General features: G+C 59.5%; 18 protein-coding genes and 3 pseudogenes. 7 read left to right on the forward strand and 14 right to left on the reverse strand.

All coding sequences use genetic code 11. The annotated features are described in order from the left end of the window. Positions 1 to 103: 103 nt before the first annotated feature. The 6 genes and pseudogenes from AB4O11_RS21715 to AB4O11_RS21740 all read right to left on the reverse strand — a co-directional run bounded on the left by AB4O11_RS21715 (position 104) and on the right by AB4O11_RS21740 (position 6,406). Entirely contained in the window at positions 104 to 2,281 is a 2,178-nt protein-coding gene (locus AB4O11_RS21715; RefSeq protein ID WP_460128475.1) for a TonB-dependent siderophore receptor, read from the reverse strand. A gap of 256 nt (positions 2,282 to 2,537) precedes the next feature. Further along, positions 2,538 to 3,377, reverse strand: coding sequence for a glutathione-dependent disulfide-bond oxidoreductase (gene yghU, locus AB4O11_RS21720; RefSeq protein WP_460128477.1), 840 nt, complete (start codon positions 3,375 to 3,377; stop codon positions 2,538 to 2,540). Between the two features lie 106 nt (positions 3,378 to 3,483). Next, on the reverse strand, positions 3,484 to 3,867 hold the full coding sequence (locus AB4O11_RS21725; protein ID WP_093433186.1) for a hypothetical protein: 384 nt from the start codon (positions 3,865 to 3,867) through the stop codon (positions 3,484 to 3,486). 48 nt (positions 3,868 to 3,915) lie between these two features. Continuing rightward, a complete protein-coding gene (locus AB4O11_RS21730) occupies positions 3,916 to 4,326 on the reverse strand; it encodes a GFA family protein (protein WP_099758983.1) in 411 nt (136 codons plus the stop codon). A 2-nt stretch (positions 4,327 to 4,328) separates the two neighbouring features. Then, positions 4,329 to 5,406: pseudogene (locus AB4O11_RS21735) on the reverse strand (alpha/beta hydrolase family protein). An 88-nt stretch (positions 5,407 to 5,494) separates the two neighbouring features. Beyond that, positions 5,495 to 6,406 carry a LysR family transcriptional regulator gene (locus AB4O11_RS21740; RefSeq protein WP_460128479.1) on the reverse strand — a complete coding sequence of 304 codons (912 nt, stop codon included), beginning with the start codon at positions 6,404 to 6,406 and terminating at the stop codon, positions 5,495 to 5,497. 124 nt (positions 6,407 to 6,530) lie between these two features. Here AB4O11_RS21740 and AB4O11_RS21745 point away from each other — a divergent pair, with 124 nt between their 5' ends. The 3 genes from AB4O11_RS21745 (at position 6,531) to AB4O11_RS21755 (ending at position 9,713) form a co-directional block, all read left to right on the forward strand. Next, positions 6,531 to 6,806 carry a DUF2798 domain-containing protein gene (locus AB4O11_RS21745; RefSeq protein WP_460128481.1) on the forward strand — a complete coding sequence of 92 codons (276 nt, stop codon included), beginning with the start codon at positions 6,531 to 6,533 and terminating at the stop codon, positions 6,804 to 6,806. 271 nt (positions 6,807 to 7,077) lie between these two features. Then, positions 7,078 to 8,865 (forward strand): thiamine pyrophosphate-requiring protein, encoded by a 1,788-nt coding sequence (locus AB4O11_RS21750; protein ID WP_460128483.1) that lies wholly within the window; start codon positions 7,078 to 7,080, stop codon positions 8,863 to 8,865. Between the two features lie 77 nt (positions 8,866 to 8,942). Continuing rightward, positions 8,943 to 9,713: a DUF72 domain-containing protein gene (locus AB4O11_RS21755; protein ID WP_460092205.1), complete on the forward strand. Its 771-nt coding sequence runs from the start codon at positions 8,943 to 8,945 to the stop codon at positions 9,711 to 9,713. A 185-nt stretch (positions 9,714 to 9,898) separates the two neighbouring features. Here AB4O11_RS21755 and AB4O11_RS21760 read toward each other — a convergent pair whose 3' ends face one another. The 8 genes and pseudogenes from AB4O11_RS21760 to AB4O11_RS21795 all read right to left on the reverse strand — a co-directional run bounded on the left by AB4O11_RS21760 (position 9,899) and on the right by AB4O11_RS21795 (position 16,670). Next, a complete protein-coding gene (locus AB4O11_RS21760; RefSeq protein ID WP_460090751.1) occupies positions 9,899 to 10,114 on the reverse strand; it encodes a hypothetical protein in 216 nt (71 codons plus the stop codon). Positions 10,115 to 10,230: 116 nt separating this feature from the next. Beyond that, positions 10,231 to 11,911: pseudogene (locus AB4O11_RS21765) on the reverse strand (MFS transporter). A gap of 188 nt (positions 11,912 to 12,099) precedes the next feature. Then, entirely contained in the window at positions 12,100 to 12,867 is a 768-nt protein-coding gene (gene phnE, locus AB4O11_RS21770; protein ID WP_460128486.1) for a phosphonate ABC transporter, permease protein PhnE, read from the reverse strand. Then, the gene (locus AB4O11_RS21775) at positions 12,864 to 13,688 is read right to left on the reverse strand and encodes a PhnE/PtxC family ABC transporter permease (protein ID WP_093433144.1); all 825 of its coding nucleotides are present in this window, start codon (positions 13,686 to 13,688) and stop codon (positions 12,864 to 12,866) included. The genes phnE and AB4O11_RS21775 overlap by 4 nt, the downstream gene beginning before the upstream one ends. After that, positions 13,682 to 14,479 (reverse strand): phosphonate ABC transporter ATP-binding protein, encoded by a 798-nt coding sequence (locus tag AB4O11_RS21780; RefSeq protein ID WP_460128489.1) that lies wholly within the window; start codon positions 14,477 to 14,479, stop codon positions 13,682 to 13,684. Before AB4O11_RS21780 ends, AB4O11_RS21775 begins: the two co-directional genes overlap by 7 nt. Then, positions 14,476 to 15,339 carry a putative selenate ABC transporter substrate-binding protein gene (locus AB4O11_RS21785; RefSeq protein WP_093433140.1) on the reverse strand — a complete coding sequence of 288 codons (864 nt, stop codon included), beginning with the start codon at positions 15,337 to 15,339 and terminating at the stop codon, positions 14,476 to 14,478. The genes AB4O11_RS21780 and AB4O11_RS21785 overlap by 4 nt, the downstream gene beginning before the upstream one ends. A gap of 129 nt (positions 15,340 to 15,468) precedes the next feature. After that, entirely contained in the window at positions 15,469 to 16,188 is a 720-nt protein-coding gene (locus AB4O11_RS21790; RefSeq protein WP_460090753.1) for an SDR family NAD(P)-dependent oxidoreductase, read from the reverse strand. A gap of 89 nt (positions 16,189 to 16,277) precedes the next feature. Continuing rightward, entirely contained in the window at positions 16,278 to 16,670 is a 393-nt protein-coding gene (locus AB4O11_RS21795) for a RidA family protein (RefSeq protein ID WP_116255582.1), read from the reverse strand. Between the two features lie 115 nt (positions 16,671 to 16,785). Between AB4O11_RS21795 and AB4O11_RS21800 the strand changes: the two are divergent. The 4 genes and pseudogenes from AB4O11_RS21800 (at position 16,786) to AB4O11_RS21815 (ending at position 21,063) form a co-directional block, all read left to right on the forward strand. Continuing rightward, positions 16,786 to 17,680, forward strand: a pseudogene (locus AB4O11_RS21800) (LysR family transcriptional regulator). 124 nt (positions 17,681 to 17,804) lie between these two features. Further along, on the forward strand, positions 17,805 to 18,965 hold the full coding sequence (locus tag AB4O11_RS21805; RefSeq protein WP_460090755.1) for a radical SAM/SPASM domain-containing protein: 1,161 nt from the start codon (positions 17,805 to 17,807) through the stop codon (positions 18,963 to 18,965). 109 nt (positions 18,966 to 19,074) lie between these two features. Continuing rightward, positions 19,075 to 20,100, forward strand: coding sequence for a GlxA family transcriptional regulator (locus AB4O11_RS21810; RefSeq protein ID WP_460090756.1), 1,026 nt, complete (start codon positions 19,075 to 19,077; stop codon positions 20,098 to 20,100). Positions 20,101 to 20,697: 597 nt separating this feature from the next. After that, complete coding sequence (locus AB4O11_RS21815) at positions 20,698 to 21,063, forward strand: DUF6124 family protein (RefSeq protein ID WP_093433121.1); 366 nt, start codon at positions 20,698 to 20,700, stop codon at positions 21,061 to 21,063. The last annotated feature ends 5 nt before the right edge of the window (positions 21,064 to 21,068 follow it).

Raw genomic sequence — 21,068 nt, forward strand, 5'->3', positions numbered from 1 at the left:
TAACGGTTATTGCTGCTCATGACTAATGAAGAGGCCAGAAAGTACAAGGGCGCCGTGGCTTTCCCCGGCGCCCTTGTTTGTTGCTGATCAGAAGGTCAGCGACTCAGAACTTGTACTTCGCCGTCAGCATATAGCTGCGCGGGTTGCCGTAGTTGTCGTTGGAGCCCCACGTGACATTGGAGCCAATGGCGGAGTAGTAGACGCGATCAAAGATATTGTTCGCGTTGACCTGCAGATCCAGGTGTTTGTTGACCTCGTACCCGGCCATCAGGTCGGTGACCGCATAGCTGCCCTGTTCAAGGCGGTAGCTGCCGTTATTGGCCAGAGCGACGTCGTTGTACATGCGGCTCTGCCAGTAAACGTTGCCACCCACGCGCAAGTGTTGCAGCGGACCCTGGAAGCGATAGACGGTGGACACCTTGAACAGATGCTCTGGCGTGTCGGTTTCGAAACGTTGATTGTTGTTGGCCGGGTTTTCGTCCTTGATGTAGTGCGCGCGCGTATAGGTATAGCCAGCGCCGACCTGCCAGTTGTCGGTCAGCGCGCCTTGCAGTTCCATGTCCACGCCCTGGCTGCGTACCTTGCCCGATGAGCCGTAGCAGGTCAGGACCGGGCAACCGAACTGATTGTCGGCCTGGGTGGCACGACCGGTCTGGTCCATCTGGAACACCGCCAGACTGGCGTTGAGGGCGCCGTCGAAGTACTCGCCCTTGATGCCCACCTCGTAGTTTTCGCCGACGATTGGCTCGAGCACCTTGCCGCCGAGGTCCTTCTGGGTTTGCGGGGTGAAGATGTCGGTGTAGCTGGCGTACACCGAATGATGGTCGTCGAGTTTGTAGATCAGACCGGCATAACGGGTCAGGTTACGCGTGACTTTGTAGTCGCCATCGGCCGTGCGGTCATCGTAGTCGTACCAGTCGAGACGGCCGCCGAGGATCAGCGTCAGCGGATCGGCCAGGCTCAGGCGAGTGGTCAGGTACACCGCGTCCTGAGTGGTGACGGCGCGGGTTTTGCCGTCCCGTACGAAATCAGGTTTGGGCGCGCCAATCGGCCAGGCCGTGGTGTACGGATCGTATTCCTTGGTGGTCGCGTCATACACCCGGTTGCTGGCGCCGACCACCAGTTCGTGGCTGCGGCCGAACGCTTCGAACGGGCCACTGGCGAACACGTCGAGCGAGCGCTGCTTGTCGGTGTGATGGGATTGATAGGCCGTGGTTTCCAGCGGGCCGGCGTAACGCGACAGGTAAGTCCCGGAGAACTCGCCGTCGAGGGTCGAGGATGAGCCGGCGACGTGCAGTTTCCAGTCGTTGTCGAAACGATGCTCGACTTCGCCGAACACAGTATCGATCTGCAGCTTGCGGTTTTCCCAGTCGGTGCCCGGGTAGGTGGAGCGGGGCAGGTCGAGGTGGTGGCCGTTGGTGCCGATCGGCAGGCCGCCCCAGAAATAGTTGGTCTGTTCGTTCTGACGCGAGAAGCCGAGGGTCGCGGTGGTGCTGTCGCTGAGGTCGGCTTCACCGATGGCGTAGAACAGGCCATGGTCGTTTTCTTCCTTGTCGCGGAAGCTGTCGGCGCCTTGATAGGAACTGACCACCCGGCCACGCAGGGTGCCGCTTTCGTTCAACGGGCTGGAGGCGTCGATCTCGCCACGGTAGTCATCCCAACTGCCGGCGGCGCCAGTGAGGGTTACACGCTGATCGACCGTCGGGCGTTTGCGCACCAGGTTGATCGCCGCCGAAGGGTTGCCGGCACCGGTGACCAGGCCGGTCGCACCACGGACAATTTCGACGCGGTCGAACATTGCCAGGTTCGGTTGCACCGCCATCGAGAACGGCGAATAGGAGCTCGGCAGGCCGTCGTACATGATGGTGTCGATGTCGAAACCGCGCGAGCTGTAGGTCTGCCGACCCGGGCCGCTGGCCTGACTGAGGAACAGTCCCGGCGTGCCTTTCACCACGTCGTTGATGCTGGTCATGTTCTGGTCGTCCATGCGCTGACGGGTGATCACTGTTACTGCTTGGGGTGTTTCGCGCATGGTCAGCGACAGCTTGGTCGCCGTCCGCATCGGGCCGGTGGTGTAGGACTGGGTGTCTTCGGTGGTGCTGCTCATCTGGGTCGCGCCGATCTCCGTCGCGTCCAGTTCCAGCGTGGCCGGCGCGGCTGTTTCAGACGTGGCAGGTGTTGCCTCGTCGGCCAGCGCCGGTGTGATGCTGGCCATGCAAATGGCGAGTGCCAACAGGTTTGGTGAACGGTTTGAGCGGCGGTGTATGGTGCAAAACGACATCAATCTGCTTCCCCAAATGATACGAAAACGAATCCAGTGCGAGTGCGTGTAGGAATTATTCGCATTAGTCTGTCAGATCATTCCGGGTGAAGAAAGGCGTACGGCTCAGTTAGTTAACGAATTTTTCACAATCGGGCGGGCGCTCTACGGCGCGGGTTGGCGCAGAGTCGTGGTTTTTCGGGGGCGAGATAGAAGCAAAACGGGCCGATCTCAAACGCTTGTGATCGGCCCGCTGCTGAACGTGATGAAAGGGCTGTCAGTTCAAATCTTCAGCCTGGTGACGCTCGGGTACTTGGGTTGCTTCATCACCCCAGGTGCGATTGATGCGTTGCCCACGAATGACCGCCGGCCGCTGGGCGATGTCCTCGGCCCAGCGCTGTAAATGGGTGTACTCGTGAGCGGCGAGAAACTCGGCCGCCGAATAAACGTTGTTGCGCACCAATTGCCCGTACCACGGCCAGACTGCGATGTCAGCGATGGTGTAGCTGTCGCCGGCCAGATAGGCGCTTTCGGCCAGACGCCGGTCGAGCACGTCCAGTTGCCGCTTGGCTTCCATGGTGAAGCGGTTGATCGGGTACTCCATCTTCTCCGGCGCATAGGCATAGAAGTGTCCGAAACCGCCGCCCAGGTAGGGCGCCGAGCCCATCTGCCAGAACAGCCAGTTCAAGGTTTCGGTGCGGCCCGTCGGATCCTTCGGCAGGAATGCGCCGAATTTTTCCGCCAGGTACAGCAGGATCGAACCGGATTCGAACACACGAATCGGCGGCTCAACGCTACGGTCCATTAGCGCCGGAATTTTCGAATTAGGGTTGATCTCGACAAAGCCGCTGGAGAACTGGTCACCCTCGCCAATGCGGATCAGCCACGCATCGTATTCGGCAGCGCTGTGCCCCAGCGCTAACAGCTCCTCCAGCATAATCGTCACTTTGACGCCGTTGGGCGTGGCCAGCGAGTAGAGCTGCAACGGATGCTTGCCGACCGGCAAGGTCTTGTCATGGGTCGGCCCGGCAACTGGCCGGTTAATGCTGGCGAACTGGCCACCGGACGGGGCTTCGTTTTTCCAGACCTGGGGCGGAACGTACGGTGCTTTGCTCATGTAAGGGGCCTCATCTTGGCAAGTGGAAAAAATACCTCGCTGATAATAGACAGCACACCACAGAACCCGCTTCCTGATCCAGAGTGCGATTGATCGGTCTGATCAGTCATTTTGCGCGCAGGTAGCGAATCCATTCGCTGGCTTTTCTGAAACCATAAAAACCCAGGATCGAGACGGCGATGACCGCGATCATCGGCCCGATCACACCCAGCCCTGTGGTCATCTGGGCGTAGGCCGCGAGGGACAGGGCAAGCACCGCATAGCCGGCGAGGTACCTCCTGTAGGCGATCAAGAGCGTTGGCACCATCAGGACGACGAACAGATGAGTGGCGATGGTGATCAGGATTTGTGCGACCAATTGGACAGGCACGCTGCCCATGGATGCCTGAGCCATGGTTATCTCGGCGTCGTACAGAAACATCTGCAGTGAAATGACGGTTATTGCGGCCATTACCAGCGCAGCCAACGCCGCAATTTTTGAGCGTTTCATCTGATCTCCAACGGGTGAAGCAACGTCTGATAAATGAATCTTTCAGCCTCAGCGCTGCGGCCATTGATCCTTGATTTCAAACCACGGCGCCTTCGACGTGACTTCCACATGTTGCTGTTTTTCCGTGGTGAACGTCGTGTCGAGCGTGCCCAGCGCAACCGAGATCCAGCCGTTGAACTCCCCTTGATTGCTTGCCCAGAACAGCGACGAGCCGCAGTGCGTGCAGAACTGGCGTTGTACCGATTCAGACGATTGATACGACTTCAGATGGTCAGCACCTTCCAGCAACTCCAGGTTCTGGCGCTGCACGCTGCCATAGCTGGCAAACGCCGCGCCGTGGCTTTTGCGGCACTGGCTGCAATGGCAATGCGAAAGCGCCTTGGGCCGTGAACGGATCTGGTATTTCACCGCTCCGCACAGGCAACTGCCCCGGAAGGTCTGAGGGGAGGGCGTGAGCATTGTTATTGCGAATCCTTGTAGGTAATGGCTTGTTTCAAGGGGGCAGGTGACTGCGACAGAAACCCGGTAATCAGGGAAATCACCTGTTGTTGAATCTGCGCGCGTGGGCGGCCGCCCTCGCCATCAGTGCAGATGATGCTGTCGCCCGGTACATCCTCGTCGAGCATCGCCACGGCGCCAGGTTTGCAGATTGCCATGAAACTGAAGTGACTGGCGTCGCTGATCTCGACATAACGCGATGAGGTTTTTGGCAGACGTTTCGCGAGGTCGACGGACTCCAGTTCAGCGGGCAGTTCTTTCGACGGCACGCCAGCAGCGATCACCAGGATCGGCACGGGGTAGGCCGCGAGGCTGGCGTCGGTCATCCCGCGCGACAGGCCCAGATCCAGTGAAACCACGGCAGTGACGCGCTTGTCACGCCAGTCGGCGGCCAATTGAGCTTTCGCTTGCGCGGTGTTTGCAGTGTTCATTTGTTGGTAGGCGGTGCAACTGGCGAGTTGCGTGTGGACCTTGCAGTCTTTGGCAAATCGTTCGGGGTCGAAGCGCGCGCCGCCGGCTTCGAGCACTGTCCAGCCGCCGAGCGAATGGCCGACTATGGCAATGCGATCCTGGGTCACTGCGCCGAATTTTTCCGGTTGCGCCGTCACCGCATCAATGGCGCGGCTGAGGTCAACGGGGCGCTGCCACAACTGCGCTGCGGCTTGCGGGCTGCGATCACGGCTGGTGGTGCCGGGGTGGTTGACCGCTGCGACGATGTAACCCTGACGGGCCAGCGCGCTGGCCAACCACGTCTGGTTGATCCAGCTCCCGCCATTGCCGTGGGATAGCACAACCAATGGATGCTCGCCTTTGGCGGCCGGGGCGTTGAGCACCGCAGGGGCGCCGACGAATACCGGGTTGTCGCCGAACAATTGTGGTGTCGCAGCGGTGGTCGCACTCGGGTACTCAGACGACCATTTCTACCGGGCGCTCATTGCGCGGATCCGCCAGCGTGGCGTACTGGAAACCAACGGGTTGGGCGTCAGCGAAGGCGTGGCTGCTCAAGCAGATCAGTATCAGGGCACCGAGCGTTTTTTTCATTGTTGTTATCTTCCGTGATAGGCCGATTGGGCGAGGTGGACTTTGCCCGATTTCGCGCGCTTCAGCGAGCCTCTTTGAACCCAGAATCTTAAACATTTTCCATCGGCCAGCGCGTGGCCAGATGCGCTGTCAGATAATCCAGAAAGGCTTTGACCTTCGGCGTCATCGCCGCGCGTTCTTGCACGCAGGCATAGATGTCCATTGGCTGGACGACGCTGTGTTCAAACAGCGGCACCAGTTGCCCGGTCGCCAGGAAAGGCGCTGCAACAAATTCCGCCAGTCGCGTGATCCCTGCACCGTGAACCGCCATTTGCGCCAGTGCATCAATGTCATCACTGATGGCGGTGGCGTTGATATTGGCGTCGAAACGCTGCCCGTCGCGGATAAAGCTCCAGCGCAGAAAACGCCCGTCCAGTGGATAACGAAAGGCCAGGCAGGCATGGTTTTGCAAATCATCCGGCGATTGCGGCCACCCGGCGCGCTGAAGATAGGCCGGCGCGGCGCACATGATGAAGGGCAGCGAAACGATCTTGCGCGCGACGATGCCGTCCTCCAGTTGCGGCTTGATCCGCAGGCTCAGGTCGATACCGTCCTGAATGTGGTTGATCTTGCCATTGGTGGTCGACAGTTCGATGCGCAGGCGCGGGTGCTGTGCGGTGAAGCCGGCAATCAGCGACGCCAGCACATGGCGGCCAAAGGCAGATGTCGAGGCGATGCTCAGCCGGCCCTGCAGCTCGGTTGCATCGCTGCTGATCAAGCTTTGCGCCGATTCCAGATCCGCCGCAATCCGGCGGACTTTCTCGTAGTACACCGCGCCGTTTTCGGTCAGTGCCATGCTGCGCGTGGTGCGTTGCAGCAGACGTACGCCGAGGTGTGCTTCTAGCCGATTGAGCGTTTGGCTGACCGCTGCCGCACTGATACCGAGGGTCTTGGCGGCGCCGACAATCGAGCCGGCTTCGACCACTTTGATAAAACTGGCAATCGCCGCTAACAGATTCATCCATCGTCCCGTTCAGGGTTGATTCGTAAGTTCTGCTTTATAAAGTACCTGCGACTGAGCGTCTAGTTGCGGCAGACCGGCTTTGCTAACGTGCGGTCTCCCTGTCAATGGATGGAAGCGCCTTATGAATCAACCAACAAGCTCCGAAGCACTGATCCTTAGCCGACGCAAGCTGTCGCCGCGCGCCACCCCGTATGTGTTTGCGTTGTACATGGCGACGATCATGGCGTTCCTGATGTCGTTGGTGATCACCGCTGCCAATTCGGGCATTGATAATGATTACTTGGGTAATGCCTTGCACGCTTACAAGCTGGCGATGCCGGTGGCGTTCCTGTGCATCCTGGTCGTGCGGCCGATCGTGATCAAACTGGTGGCGTTCACGGTGCATCCGCATCGTTGAAAGCCTCCGCGTCATCAGTGTCTGTTCTACCGACTTCGCGAGCAGGCTCGCTCCCACATTTGCAACTCAATTCCCTGTGGGAGCGAGCCTGCTCGCGAGTGGCCTCACCACCGATCGACAGGTCTTGTGGGGGACTCAGAAAAACAAACAAGGATTGGCCTGAGGAAACCAATCGAAACTTCGCCAACAACCCAACTGTCCAGACCCTTAGACCTCTCGGCGGATGTGCTGCCGGGACAGCTCCATGCAGCGGAGAAAGACGAGGATCGAGATGACGATGACAGTGGGAGATTTTCTGGTCGAGCGGCTCAGTGAATGGGGCGTTACGCGAATTTTTGGTTATCCGGGTGACGGCATCAACGGCGTGTTCGGCGCGCTCAGTCGGGCCAAGGGCAAAATCGAATTCGTTCAGGCGCGGCATGAAGAAATGGCCGCGTTCATGGCCTCGGCACACGCCAAGTTCACCGGTGAGCTGGGGGTGTGCATTGCCACTTCCGGCCCCGGCGCCTCGCACCTGATCACCGGCCTCTATGACGCGCGCATGGACCACATGCCGGTGCTGGCCATTGTCGGCCAGCAGGCACGCACGGCGCTGGGCAGTCACTACCAGCAAGAGCTGGATCTGGTGTCGATGTTCAAGGATGTCGCCGGGGCATTTGTGCAGCAGGCGTCGGCGCCTTCGCAGGTGCGGCATTTGCTCGATCGCGCAGTGCGCACGGCCGTGGGCGAACGGCGGGTAACGGCGCTGATTCTGCCAAACGATTTGCAGGAATTGAAATACGAAGCACCGGCGCGCGCCCATGGCACCGCGCATTCCGGGGTGGGTTACACGAAACCCAAAGTGCTGCCTTATGACGAGGATCTGCAGCGTGCCGCCGAGGTTTTGAACGCGGGCGAGAAGGTCGCCATTCTGGTTGGCGCCGGGGCATTGCAGGCGACCGATCAAGTCATCGCCGTGGCGGAAAAACTCGGTGCCGGCGTCGCCAAGGCATTATTGGGCAAAGCCGCGTTGCCGGACGATCTGCCTTGGGTCACCGGCAGCATCGGCCTGCTCGGCACCGAACCGAGCTACAAACTGATGAACGAATGCGACACTTTGCTGATGATCGGTTCGGGTTTTCCGTACTCGGAATTTCTGCCCAAGGAAGGTCAGGCGCGCGGTGTGCAGATCGATTTGCAGCCGGACATGCTCAGCCTGCGTTATCCGATGGAAGTCAATCTGGTCGGCGACTCGGCGGAAACCCTCGCCGCTTTATTGCCACTGCTCGAACAGAAAACCTCCAACAAGTGGCGCAAGAAAATCGAAGGTTGGCGCAGCAGTTGGGAGAAAACCCTCGAAAGACGCGCCATGGCCAAAGCCGACCCGGTCAACCCGCAACGGGTGGTCTATGAGCTGTCGCCACGCTTGCCCGATGAGGCCATCATCACCAGCGACTCTGGCTCCTGCGCCAACTGGTTCGCCCGTGACCTGAAAATCCGCCGTGGCATGCAGTGCTCGTTGTCTGGTGGCCTGGCGTCCATGGGCGCCGCAGTGCCCTACGCGATTGCCGCGAAGTTTGCTTATCCCGAGCGTTCGGTGATTGCGCTGGTGGGCGATGGCGCAATGCAGATGAACAACATGGCCGAACTGATCACCGTCGCCAAATACTGGCGGCAGTGGGCGAGTCCGAAATGGATCTGTGCGGTGTTCAACAACGAGGATCTCAATCAGGTCACGTGGGAGCAGCGGGTGATGGAGGGCGATCCGAAGTTCGAAGCCTCGCAAAGTATCCCGGACGTGCCTTACCACTTGTTCGCCATTTCCATTGGCCTGAAAGGCATTTTTGTCGATCGCGAAGAAGACGTCGCCGCAGCCTGGGAAAAGGCATTGGCCTCGGAAGTGCCGGTGGTGATCGAGTTCAAGACCGACCCGAACGTGCCGCCCTTGCCGCCGCACATCAAGCTTGAGCAGGCGAAGAAATTCGCCACGACATTGCTCAAGGGCGATCCGGATGAAGCCGGGGTGATCGTGCAAACCGCCAAACAGGTGCTCGGCGCGGTGTTACCCGGGAAAAAATAACCGGTAAACGCACAGGTTTGATCGTTCCCACGCAGAGCGTAGGAACGATCAGGCAGGAGAAACCCGGAGGTGTGCTTTTGATTTTCATCGGTTGTGCCGGCTGGAGTCTGGGGCGCGAACACTGGCCGGTATTTCCCTTGGAGGGCACGCATTTGCAACGCTACGCCACGCGACTCAACGGCGTGGAAATCAACAGCTCGTTCTACCGTCCGCATCGCCGGCAAACCTATGAGCGTTGGGCCGATGGTGTACCGGAGGCCTTCCGGTTTTCGGTGAAAACGCCCAAACACATCACCCATGAGTTACGCCTGGCAGGTTGCGAGGCGGCGCTGGACAGGTTTCTGGCTGAATGCGGCGGTCTGGGCGAACGCTTGGGCTGCTTGCTGGTGCAGTTACCACCTTCGCTGGCGTTTGACGCCGCCATCGCCGAAACCTTTTTCACGACATTGCGCGAGCGGTTCTCCGGCGCGGTGGTGCTTGAGCCAAGGCATGAATCGTGGGTCAGCGCCGAGCCGATATTAATGACTCATCAGATCGCCCAAGCAGCAGTCGATCCTTCGCGCATCCGCCGTGATATTTCGCCAGCCGGCTGGGCGGGCACCCAGTATTGGCGCCTGCACGGCTCACCGCGCATTTACCACAGCGCCTACGATTCACCTTATCTGCAACACCTCGCACACGCCTTGCTGTCAGCGACCGCTGCAGGTGCCACGACCTGGTGCATTTTCGACAATACCGCCAGCGGCGCGGCGCTGGGCAATGCCTTGGCGCTGGCGACGCTGACGGCCGATTGGGAGCAGATATGTGCGGCCGTGAAACTCAACCCGGCGAAGAAACCCTCACCCTAGCCCTCTCCCAGAGGGAGAGGGGACTGACCGAGGTATTTGTGCAAGTAACGCCGACTTGAAATACCGAGTTGAACGCAAGATTTAAAGAACACACAGATCGGCTCCCTTTCCCCCTCGCCCCCTGGGGGAGAGGGCTGGGGTGAGGGGGTAGATCGAACAGACTGCCGCGATCTCCTTCAATACCACTAATTACCATCGGCCACTTTGCGCTCTATCTCATCGATCTTGCGCTGCAGCGTCTCGGCGTCCTGCTCCTTCACTCTTGTGGACGAGGGCGTGATGACTTCATCCACGGCTGCGCTGTCATCGTCCCGGTCTTCAAGATCGCGCTCGACAACGTTTACCGGTTTGCCGGACGTATCGGTGGGCGGGGCGTGCGGGGTTTTATCGTCGCTGTTCATTTTGCTGACCTCCAGTGGTGTAAACATTGGAGGCAGGCAGTGCGGCAGGCGTTCGATATTTTTGCCAGGTCATGCCGAATGGCGCCCTCCCGCGATGGAGAGGGCGCGCACGGTGTTCAATCCTTGAGAATGTCGCGATCCTTGGTTTCCGGCAGGAAGAACGTGCCCAGTATCGCTGTCATCACCGCAATCACGATCGGATACCACAAGCCGTAATAGATATCCCCGGTCGCGGCGACCATGGCAAACGCCACCGTCGGCAGGAAGCCACCAAACCAGCCGTTACCGATGTGATACGGCAGCGACATCGAGGTATAGCGGATGCGGGTCGGGAACAGCTCGACCAGCCACGCGGCAATAGGGCCGTAAACCATGGTCACGTAGATCACCAGCACGGTCAGCAGGAGCAACACCATTGGGTAGTTGGTTTTCGCCGGGTCGGCTTTCTCCGGATAACCGGCTTCCTTGAGCGCGGTGCCGAGAGTCGCGGTGAACGCATCGTTGCGGGTCTTGAAGTCGGCGGCCGGCAGGGCGCTGCCTTCGAAACTCTCGACGACTTTATCGCCGATGCGCACTTGTGCGACGGTGCCCGGCTCGGCAATCACGTTCTCATACGGGATCGCCCGTTTTGCCAGCAGGGTCTTCGCCAGGTCGCAGGAACTGGTGAATTTGGCCTTCCCCACCGGGTCGAACTGGAACGAGCACTGATCCGGGTTGGCGATCACTTTGACCGGGTTCTTCTCCTGGGCGATAAACACATCAGGGTTACCGTACTGGGTTAGCGCGTGGAAGATCGGGAAGTACGTCAGCGCCGCCAGCATGCACCCGACCATGATGATCGGCTTGCGCCCGATGCGGTCGGAGAGGCTGCCGAAAATCACGAAGAACGGCGTGCCGATCAGCAGCGAACCGGCGATCAACAGGTTGGCGGTTTGCGGGTCGATCTTCAGCGTTTGCAGCAGGAAGAACAACGCGTAGAACTGCCCGGTGTACCAGACCACCGCTTGCCCGGCCGTGCCGCCAAGCAGCGACATGATCACCACTTTGAGGTTGTCCCAGCGCGCGAAGGATTCTGTCAGCGGCGCTTTCGACGCCTTGCCTTCGGCCTTCATTTTCTGGAACACCGGCGACTCGCTCAGTTGCAGGCGGATGTACACCGAAACGATCAGCAGCAGGATCGACAACAGAAACGGAATCCGCCAACCCCAGGCTTCGAAGGCTTCAGTGCCCAGCGCCGTGCGGCAGGCGAGGATCACCAGCAGCGACAGAAACAGGCCGAGGGTCGCGGTGGTTTGAATCCACGAGGTGAAGAACCCGCGTCTCGTTGCGTGGCGCGTGCTCGGCCACGTAGGTCGCGGCGCCGCCATACTCGCCGCCGAGCGCCAGGCCTTGCAGCAAGCGCAGGGTGATCAGAATGACCGGTGCGGCGACGCCGATGGTCGCGTAGCCGGGCAACAGACCGACTATCGCGGTCGACACGCCCATGATCACGATGGTGATGAGAAACGTGTGTTTGCGCCCGATCATGTCGCCGAGCCGGCCAAACACAATCGCCCCGAACGGCCGCACGGCAAACCCGGCGGCGAAGGCGAGCAGGGCGAAGATAAACGCGGTGGTTTCGTTGACACCGGCAAAGAAATGCTTGGCGATGATCGCCGCCAGTGAACCGTAGAGATAAAAGTCGTACCACTCGAAAACCGTGCCAAGGGACGAAGCGAAGATGACCTTGCGCTCTTCCTTGGTGATGCCGCCGCTGCGCGGTGGACTGCCGGTGGACGTTGTGTAGGTTGTGGCCATGGGTGTTCTCCGTCGTGCTTATTGTTGTAGGCCGGAGTCCCCCGTTATTGCTCGTCTCACTCTGGCCTTGTGGCATATGCCGGAAGCGCTGTTGCGTGAAGCTTGCACAGTGCCGCCATCGCGCAAATGTGCAAGCTTTCCTGAAGCATAATCAGCTTCTGCCAGATATCCACTCGCCAGCCTGCGTACTAGGCCTTGACCCAGCGTTGCCGGCTCCACGCACTCAACCAGTCGACCACAAACACCAGCACCAGCATCGCCAGAATCACCGTGCTGGCTTGCGCTTCCTGAAACAGGCTGAGGCTCACATAGAGCATCTGTCCCAATCCGCCAGCGCCGACAAAGCCGAGCACGCTGGCCATGCGGATGTTGTTTTCCCAGCGGTACAGAACGTAGGCGAGCAGTTGTGGCGCAAGGTTCGGCAGGGTGCCGTAGCAGAAGGCCAGAATCGGGTTGCCGCCCTGCAAGCGAATGGCTTCGGCCGGTTGCGGTGGCGTGTTTTCCAAGGCTTCGGCGAACAAACGACCGAGCACCCCGGTGGTGTGCAGGGCGAGGGCGAGGGTACCGGCGTTCGGGCCGAGGCCGGCGGCGAGCACCATCAGCGCGGCCCAGACCAGTTCCGGTATCGCCCGCAAGGCATTGAGCAGCAGGCGCGAGGCACTTTGCAGTGGCCAGCCGAAACGCCCGGCGGCGGGCAGGGCGAGAACGATGCCGAACACAGCAGCGAGCAGGGTGCCGAGGGCCGACATCGCCAGAGTTTCCATCGAACCATGCAAGATGGCTTTCAGGTAATCCGCGCTCAAGTCCGGGCTGAGAAAACGCTGCACATACGCGCCCATCTGCTTGAGGCTGGTGGCGCTGCACACCTCACCCAGATCAAGCCCCAGATAAGCGAAAGACGCGATGACCGCCAGCGCAATACCGGCGATCAGCAGCAAGTTGATCAGCCGGTTCATGTCAGCCTCCAGCGCAGCAAGCGGCTGAGTTGGTCGGCGGCCAATACCAGCACCAGGAAGCACAGCAGAATACTGGCGACTTCACCGCCGGCGAACATGCGGATCGACAGGTCGATCTGCTGACCCAGACCTCCCGCACCGACAAACCCCATCACCACTGACGCGCGGATCGCGCATTCCCAGCGATAGACCGTGTACGAGAGCAGTTCTGACCCGACGTTGGGCAACGTGCCGTAAGCAAACGCCGCCAGACGCCCGCTGCCAGCCTGCAACAGTGCGTGCGCCGGACGCTGATCGGTCGATTCAAAAATCTCCGCATAGACTTTGCCGAGCATGCCGCTGTAGGTGATGGCGATGGCCAGCACACCGGCCGCCGGCCCCAACCCTACGGCGCGCACAAACAGCAGCGCCCAGACGATTTCCGGCACGCTGCGCAGGAAAATCAACAGTCCGCGCACCGGCCAGCGCAACAGACGCCCCAGTCGGCTCGGCACGCCACCGCGTGACGCGGCAGACAGCGACAGCGCACGACTGGCGACCAGGCCCGCCGGTATCGCCAACACCAGCGCCAGAGCCATGCCGGCGGTGGCGATGGCCAGAGTTTGCAGGGTGGCTTTGAGCAGTAACTGCAGAAACGCTTCGTCGTGCGCCGGTGGCCAGAACTGCGCGACAAAACGGCCCATTTCATTCTGGCTGTCGGGGAGCAATACGCCCAGATTCAGCTCGCTGAGCTGAATGCCCGGCCACAGCAAAGCAATCGCCAGCAACGTCAGCAGCAGACGTGGCCATGCAGCGGGATCGCGTGAATCGGCTTTCAGCATCGTGGAATCTGCACAGTCAAAGGCGCCAACGCAGCTGTCGGCGATTGCAGCTTTTCGTTGGCGTACAGCGCGTCGAGCATCTCGGGGCTGACTTGAGCGGAGGCGCTGTCGAACAGAATCTGCCCGTCGCGCAGACCGATGATTCGCGGGAAGTGCGACAGCGCCAGATCCACCGCATGCAAGCTCGCCACCAGCGTGACGTTACGTTCGCGGGCATGTCGCGAGAGGATCGACAGCGTGTGCCCGGCCATGACCGGGTCCATGGCTGACACCGGTTCGTCGGCCAAGAGGATTTCCGGCGCCTGATACAACACGCGGGCGATACCGACGCGTTGCAACTGGCCGCCAGACAATTGCTGGCAATGCGCGAATAATTTGTCGCCCAGGTCCAGTCGCGCCAACGCCGCGCGTGCACCGGCCACATCCAGCGGATGCAACAGGTTCAAAAGACTTTTACCCAGACTCCATTGGCCGAGCTTGCCGGCCAGCACCGCCGTCACCACGCGCTGACGCGGTGGCAGTGGCGGCGCCTGATGCACCAGGCCGATCCGCGCGCGCAGACGCTGACGCAGGCGGGCGGACAAGTGCCAGGCGCGTTCGCCCAGCACTTCAATCTCGCCACTGCTGGGCCGCAGGGCGGTGGCCAGCAGGTTGAGCAAACTCGATTTTCCGGCCCCGGACGGGCCAATGATGGCGACCTGTTCGCCGACGCCAATCTGCAAGTTGACACCGCGCAGGGCGTCGACTCCATTGGCGTGGCGCAGGTTGCCTTGTTTGAGGCGTAGGGTCATTTCAGTAGTTCGGCGGCGCGGGCGGCTTCCTCGATGCCCTTGTAGTTCTCGGGTTTAGTCTCGATGAAGCGGCTGGCGGCCTGCAGATCAAGAATCTTCTTCTGCTCAGGGTTGGCCGGGTTCAGATCAAGGAAGGCTTTTTTGATCTTCGCGGCCAGTGCCGGGTCGAGGGTGCCGCGCACAGTCCAGTTGTAATCGAAGTAGGTCGGGGTGGTAGCGAAGACTTTGACCTTGTTAGTGTCGACCTTGCCGGCGTCAACCAGTTTCTGCCAGACACTGGCGTTCAGCACACCGGCGTCAACCTTGCCAGCCTGCACCCAGGCCACGGTGGCGTCGTGGGCGCCGGAGTAGGCGACACGGCTGAAATAGCCCTCAGGCTTGATGTTGTCGTTTTTCAGCATGAAGTAACGCGGCATCAGGCTGCCGGAAGTCGACGACACCGAACCGAAAGCGAAGGTCTTGCCCTTCAGGTCGGCGAGGCTATGTACATTGGGGTCAGCGGTGATGAATTTGCTGGTGAACTGTGCATCCTGTTCACGCTGCACCAACGGAATGACCGGCGTCGTTGCGTCAGTTTTCAAACGTGCCTGCACGAACGTGAAACCGCCGAGCCAGGCCATGTCGAGGCGATCGGTCGCGAGTGCTTCAACCACTGCCGGGTAGTCGGCCACCGGCACGAACTGCACCTTCATGCCCAGTTGCTGCTCCAGATAAGCACCCAGTGGTTCGAACTTGCGCAGCAACTCGGTCGGGGCTTCATCGGGAATCGCGCTGACGCGCAAAACGTCAGCGGCTTGCACCACCAAAGTAGAAAAGGACAGGGCCAGGCCGGCGGTCAGTGCCAGTGTACGTTTGAGCATGGAATTCTCCGTTTCGTGAGCGTCAAAAAGTGTGAAGTGCTGAACCAGGGCGCAACGTGAGGGTAGACGAATCGGCGAGGTTATACGTATTCGCACGCGTAAAGGCCAGCGCCATCAGGGCAGGAACGGTCAAAAGCGTTCGTCGAGGATTGCCGGCAGGGTGAGTTCCTTGACGTAGCTGGCCGAAGACAGACTCAGAATCATGCGCACCACCTGAACGACATCGTGAACTGGAATCAGCTGACCCTCGCCACGCTGCGCAGCCAGATCTCGCGGCGTGCTCAGCCGATCCTCGGTGTTGAGATACCCCAGATTCAGGCAAGTCACCGCCAGACGCTGCTGCCGGTAGCCTTCGCGCAGCGTATCGGCAATCCCGCGCAGGGCGAATTTGGAGGCGCCGAAGGCGACTTCCGGACGCCCGCTTTGCGGCAGGCCTGAAGTCGATCCGGTGAGGATGATTCTGGGAAGGGGGCTTTTCAGCAGAAGCGGAAGCAGGCGTTTGATCAACAGGATTGTTGCGCTGATGTTGCAACTGACGATGGCTTGCAATTCGTCGTCCGGACTGTCGAGAAAGTCATAGGCTGGATCGAAAGCCGACTCTTCCCAGATACCGAGGTTGTAGATCAGCGTATCCAGCCCATCGTCGACGACCGCATGCTCGATGGCGTGCGCGGCTTTGGCCGGATTCATCAGATCGGCTTCCACCCAGCGTACTGGATGCTCTGCCTCGCACACCAAACCTTCGGGACGCGTGCGGGACACACCAATCAGTGTGTCTCCCGCGTTACCCAAACCTTCGATAAAAGCTCGGCCCAAGCCTTTACTGGCACCCACGACCAAAATGTTCATCGATCCTCTCCCTGATCTGAATGCTGATGTGGGGCAGCATGCAAACAGACGACCTCTGAAATGGCAAACGAATGGGTGTGTCCGGATATTTACGGCAACCTGGCAATCACCTTGATCTCGAAATCAAACCCATACAGCCACGTCACACCAACCGCCGTCACCGTCGGATGCGGCGCCTCGCCCCAGAACTCGGTCAGCACCACATTCCAGATCGTCTCGAATTTCGACGGTGGGTCGACGATGAACACGGTGACATCGACCACGTCATCGAAGCTGGCACCGGCCTCTGCAAGGATTGCATTGAGGTTAGTGAACGCCTGACGCACCTGGTTTTTCAGGTCCGGCTCCGGCGTGCCGTCCTCGGTGCTGCCGACCTGTCCTGAGACAAACAGAAAACCGTTGGAGCGAATGGCGGGCGAGTAACGGTGGCGTTCGTAAAGCGTGCGGCGTGCGGATGGAAAAACAACATCGCGCTGAGTCATGGGAGTGTCTCCTTCATTTGAGTTGATGGAGCCACTGTAGGTATTTGCAGGCCAGCGATAAACGCGCAAGCTTGGCGTTCACTGTTTGTGAAATCCAAACAATCGAGGGCACACCTTGGACCGTTTTGACGCAATGCAGGCCTTCGCCCGAGTGGTCGAGGCGGGGAGTTTCACCAAAGCGGCGGAAACCTTGCACATGAGCAAGACCACCGTGACCCAACTGGTTCAGCAACTGGAGGCGCGCCTGCGGGTCAAGTTGCTCAATCGCACCACGCGCAAGGTCAACGTCACCGCCGATGGCGCGGCGTATTACCAACGCGTGATCCGCTTGCTCGCCGACCTCGATGATGCCGAAACCAGCCTGCCAGAGCGCGGCGGCATCACCTTCGGGCCGGCTGCGAGTGGACGTCCCGAGTCCGCTCGCACGGTTGATTCTGGTGCCGGCCCTGCCTGAGTTTCACGCGCGCTATCCGGATATCCAGATCGACATGGGCGTCAGTGACCGTATCGTCGACATCATTGATGAGAACGTCGATTGCGTGGTGCGCGGCGGCGAACTCATGGACCTGTCGCTGATGGCACGCAAGGTCGCCGATCTGCAGTTGGGGGTGTTTGCCGCACCGCAATACCTGGCGCGCGCGGGCATCCCCGCGCACCCGAGAGACCTGGAAGACAGCCACCATCGCGTGGTCGGTTTTCTCTGGGCACGCACCGGCAAACCGGTGCCATATGCCTTGCACAACGCCACTGAAAACCTGCAAATCAAGGGACGGCACGTATTGGCAGTCGATGACGGCAACGCTTATCTCGCGGCAGGTCTGGCGGGCATGGGCGTGCTGTGGTTACCCAAATACATGTCTGCCGCCCATCAAGCGCGTGGCGAGCTGGTGCCGCTGTTCGAAGACTGGAAACTCGCGCCGATGCCGCTCTACATTGCTTATCCGCCGAACCGGCATGTCAGCCTGAAATTGCGCGTGTTCATCGATTGGGTCGTTGAGTTAATGGCGTAGAAGCATTGTGGTGCAGTTATTGCTAGCTGCTGTGCCAGTGCCGTCAAAATACCAACACAATCAGGCGACTTGAAAGCCCGTAGTGATGAGATGCATGGCTTTCAATTCTAGGAGCTTCACCCGCATGAATATGTACATCGATATCGTCGGTGCGTGCAATCTGAGCTGCCCGTCTTGCCCAATGGGCAACTCGGAAAATCTCAATTTCAAAAAAGCCATGCAGCTCGACATGTTCAAGCAGATTGTCGATAAGGCCAAGACAGAGGGCGTCGACACCATCTACCTCTATAACTGGACCGAGCCGCTGATTCATCCAAAAATTGGCGAATTTATCGAGATCATTAATGCTGCCGGCATGGGCAGCGGTATCAGCACCAACCTTAATCTCGCCAAGAATATGGAAAAGGCCCTGATGGCCGAGCCGAGTTACTTCCGTATTTCGCTCTCGGGTTTTTACCAGAAGACCTACGAAAAGGGCCATGTCGGCGGCGATATCGAAGTTGTAAAACAAAACATGATCGCCCTGCAGGAGATCAAACAGCGCCTGGGTCTGAGAACCCGTGTGGATGTTTACTATCACCGCTACCTGGATAACATCGAAGAAGAATCACTGATGCGCGCGTTCAGTGAGCGTCTTGGCTTCATCTTCACCACCGGGTATTCGGTGATGATGCCGCTGGAGAAGACACTGGCCATTGTCGAGCGTGACCCGTCTGTCACGGCTACGGACATTGACACCCTGAAACGCCTCGCATTGCCGCCGTACGACGATCTCGTCAACGTCATCCAGCAATTTCCCAAGATGGCGTGCACGCTCAAGGATGACTGGCTGGTCATCGACTGCAATGGCAACACGGTGCTTTGCTGCACGATCTTCAATCAGACCGAGTATCAGGTTGGCAAGTACCTCGACATGCCGCTTGAAGAGCTGACGCGGCGTAAATCGACGCAGAAAAACTGTGTCGACATGTGCGACCGCTGCGCCAGTAAGGGCCTGCATATCTACTCGATGCATCCCAATCAGGGTGTGCTGGAGCGGCACGCGGTGAATCGCATCATCGATTTCGAGCACTTCGCCAGCCAGGGTCTCACGGTGGACAGCGAGCGTCTCGGGCGTGCGGGCGAAGTCAGCGCAGAAAACTTTGATGAAGCCCAGTACCTTCGATTGAATGACGATGTCAGGATCGCGATTTCCCAAGGATCGTTCTCCAGCGGCTATCAGCACTACGTGCTGTGTGGGCGTCTTGAGGGGCGTTTAGGCGCCGGGGTTTTCTCGGCTGTTTGAGTCAGAGATGGATTGGCGGACAACCCCCCACTGAAACTGTTCGCCATTCACCGGCGTGATTGACTCTTTGGCGGATCAAGCCAACTATCGGCGCACAACAACATGACCGATGGACCACAACTTGATCGAACGACGCCAATTCAGCGGAGGCATGAAGGGGAAAAACCTCCGCTATCTGAATGAGCAAAGCGCGGATGAAACGCGCATGACCCGCACCGGTTTTCTGCTGCTCGAACACTTTTCGCTACCGGCGTTTACCCAAGCACTGGACACCGTTGTCACCACCAACCTGCTGCGTCCGGGGCTGTTTTCCTCGCGCACGTTTGGTTTGGGCGACGGCGAAGTCATCAGTGATCTGGGGCTGGTCATCCGCCCTGACGCACGTCTGGATTCAGCCGCGCTGGCGCAACTGGATCTGCTGGTGGTGTGTGGCGGGTATCGCACTGAGTTGCGGGCGAGTGAGGAGTTTATTCATTTGCTTCAGGTTGCAGCGGAGCGGGGCATCAGCCTCGCCGGGTTGTGGAACGGTTCGTGGTTCCTCGGCCGCGCCGGATTGCTCGACGGCTATCGCTGCGCGATCCACCCGGAACATCGCCCGGCGCTGACTGAAATCGCCAAAACCACCCATGTCAGCAGTGAGCCTTACGTGATCGACCGCGACCGGCTCACGGCATCGAGTCCGTCCGGCGCTTTCCACATGGCATTGGACTGGATCAAGAGTCTGCACGGCAAAGCCCTGGTCGAAGGGATCGAAGACATCCTCGCCTTCGAGGAATCGCGTTACCGGCGCATCAAACCAGACGAGAACATCTGCGTCAGTGCGCCGTTGCGTGAAGTGGTGAAGCTGATGGATGCCAATCTGGAAGAGCCGCTGGAGCTGGAGCAACTGGCGGTGTATGCCGGCCGTTCTCGTCGGCAGTTGGAGCGCTTGTTCAAGGAGCAACTGGGCACCACGCCGCAGCGCTATTACCTGGAACTGCGCATCACCGAAGCGCGACGGTTGTTGCAGCACACTGAGCTTTCACAAGTGGAAGTGCTGGTCGCGTGCGGCTTCGTTTCCCCAAGCCATTTCAGCAAATGCTACAGCTCATATTTCGGCTACAGACCTTCCAAAGAAAAACGCCTGGTCAAATAACCCAAGCCGTCACCCACCTGAGTTCACCTCGGTATCCCACGTCGGCGTACCTCCCCCAAACAGCCGGTCAGTTCCCTCTCCCTTTGGGAGAGGGCTAGGGTGAGGGAACTTGCAGGCGGCACCAACCGCTTCGTCACCAAAATTCACCTCGGTATCCCACGTCGGCGTAGCTCTCCCAAACACCCCGGTCAGTCCCCTCTCCCTCTGGGAGAGGGCTAGGGTGAGGGGCTTTTAAACGCTATCACCCACGCACGTTTAACTTACACGCACTGTTACGCCATAACGGCTACAACACCTTGCGCCGTTGCCTACGCGTACGCCAGAATCCGCCGGCTTACGCGCCTTGAGGCGGGCTGTATCGTTTCCCTGTCACTGCAAAACAGTGATCGGGTTTGGTAGCCCGTTTTCTAAGCGTTATGCGCCGCTATATGCAGTCTCTTTTCGGGGCTCGGTTTTTTATGGTGGCCATGCGTGGGGCTCCTTCGGGAGCGCCGGGGTTTACTCGCTTAGACCGGTCTACCAACCTGCGCAATGGTCACCACCTCGTTTGGTAGCGTGAGTGATGGCTCCTTATTTTTTGCTAAGCGAGTGTCATCTATGTTCAAAATTACGCCAAACCCGCCAGAAACCGATCCAATCCCCTACGACGCCGCACTCGAACCTCAAAACATCAAAGAGGCCACCGACCGCGCGATCAACTTCTATCTCAACCCCTCAGCGCTGAAGACCTCAGTACCCACCCGCAAGACCGGCAAGATCTACCTCATCGACCCCACAGTGGATAACGAAACCCTGCTCGTCGAAGCCACTGAAACCTTGTCCTCCGCCACTGACATGGCCCGTGAACTCGCCGATTCGATAGAACCCTCACAGCGCAAAAAGATGCTGATCCTGCAACAGGTGATCATGCTCAGCGAGCTGGTGGTCGGCCGAGTTCTGGACAACCAGCGCTTGCCGCACTAGTCGCG

The sequence above is a fragment of the Pseudomonas sp. H1_D05 genome, from assembly GCF_054682705.1.

Coding starts and splice junctions, on each gene's coding strand:
- AB4O11_RS21760 (WP_460090751.1), bottom strand. CDS start 10,114: ATGAACAGCGACGATAAAACCCCGCACGCCCCGCCCACCGATACGTCC.
- phnE (WP_460128486.1), bottom strand. CDS start 12,867: ATGAACCGGCTGATCAACTTGCTGCTGATCGCCGGTATTGCGCTGGCG.
- AB4O11_RS21805 (WP_460090755.1), top strand. CDS start 17,805: ATGAATATGTACATCGATATCGTCGGTGCGTGCAATCTGAGCTGCCCG.
- yghU (WP_460128477.1), bottom strand. CDS start 3,377: ATGAGCAAAGCACCGTACGTTCCGCCCCAGGTCTGGAAAAACGAAGCC.
- AB4O11_RS21730 (WP_099758983.1), bottom strand. CDS start 4,326: ATGCTCACGCCCTCCCCTCAGACCTTCCGGGGCAGTTGCCTGTGCGGA.
- AB4O11_RS21780 (WP_460128489.1), bottom strand. CDS start 14,479: ATGACCCTACGCCTCAAACAAGGCAACCTGCGCCACGCCAATGGAGTC.
- AB4O11_RS21745 (WP_460128481.1), top strand. CDS start 6,531: ATGAATCAACCAACAAGCTCCGAAGCACTGATCCTTAGCCGACGCAAG.
- AB4O11_RS21740 (WP_460128479.1), bottom strand. CDS start 6,406: ATGAATCTGTTAGCGGCGATTGCCAGTTTTATCAAAGTGGTCGAAGCC.
- AB4O11_RS21715 (WP_460128475.1), bottom strand. CDS start 2,281: ATGTCGTTTTGCACCATACACCGCCGCTCAAACCGTTCACCAAACCTG.
- AB4O11_RS21725 (WP_093433186.1), bottom strand. CDS start 3,867: ATGAAACGCTCAAAAATTGCGGCGTTGGCTGCGCTGGTAATGGCCGCA.
- AB4O11_RS21815 (WP_093433121.1), top strand. CDS start 20,698: ATGTTCAAAATTACGCCAAACCCGCCAGAAACCGATCCAATCCCCTAC.
- AB4O11_RS21750 (WP_460128483.1), top strand. CDS start 7,078: ATGACGATGACAGTGGGAGATTTTCTGGTCGAGCGGCTCAGTGAATGG.
- AB4O11_RS21810 (WP_460090756.1), top strand. CDS start 19,075: ATGGACCACAACTTGATCGAACGACGCCAATTCAGCGGAGGCATGAAG.
- AB4O11_RS21795 (WP_116255582.1), bottom strand. CDS start 16,670: ATGACTCAGCGCGATGTTGTTTTTCCATCCGCACGCCGCACGCTTTAC.
- AB4O11_RS21775 (WP_093433144.1), bottom strand. CDS start 13,688: ATGCTGAAAGCCGATTCACGCGATCCCGCTGCATGGCCACGTCTGCTG.
- AB4O11_RS21785 (WP_093433140.1), bottom strand. CDS start 15,339: ATGCTCAAACGTACACTGGCACTGACCGCCGGCCTGGCCCTGTCCTTT.
- AB4O11_RS21790 (WP_460090753.1), bottom strand. CDS start 16,188: ATGAACATTTTGGTCGTGGGTGCCAGTAAAGGCTTGGGCCGAGCTTTT.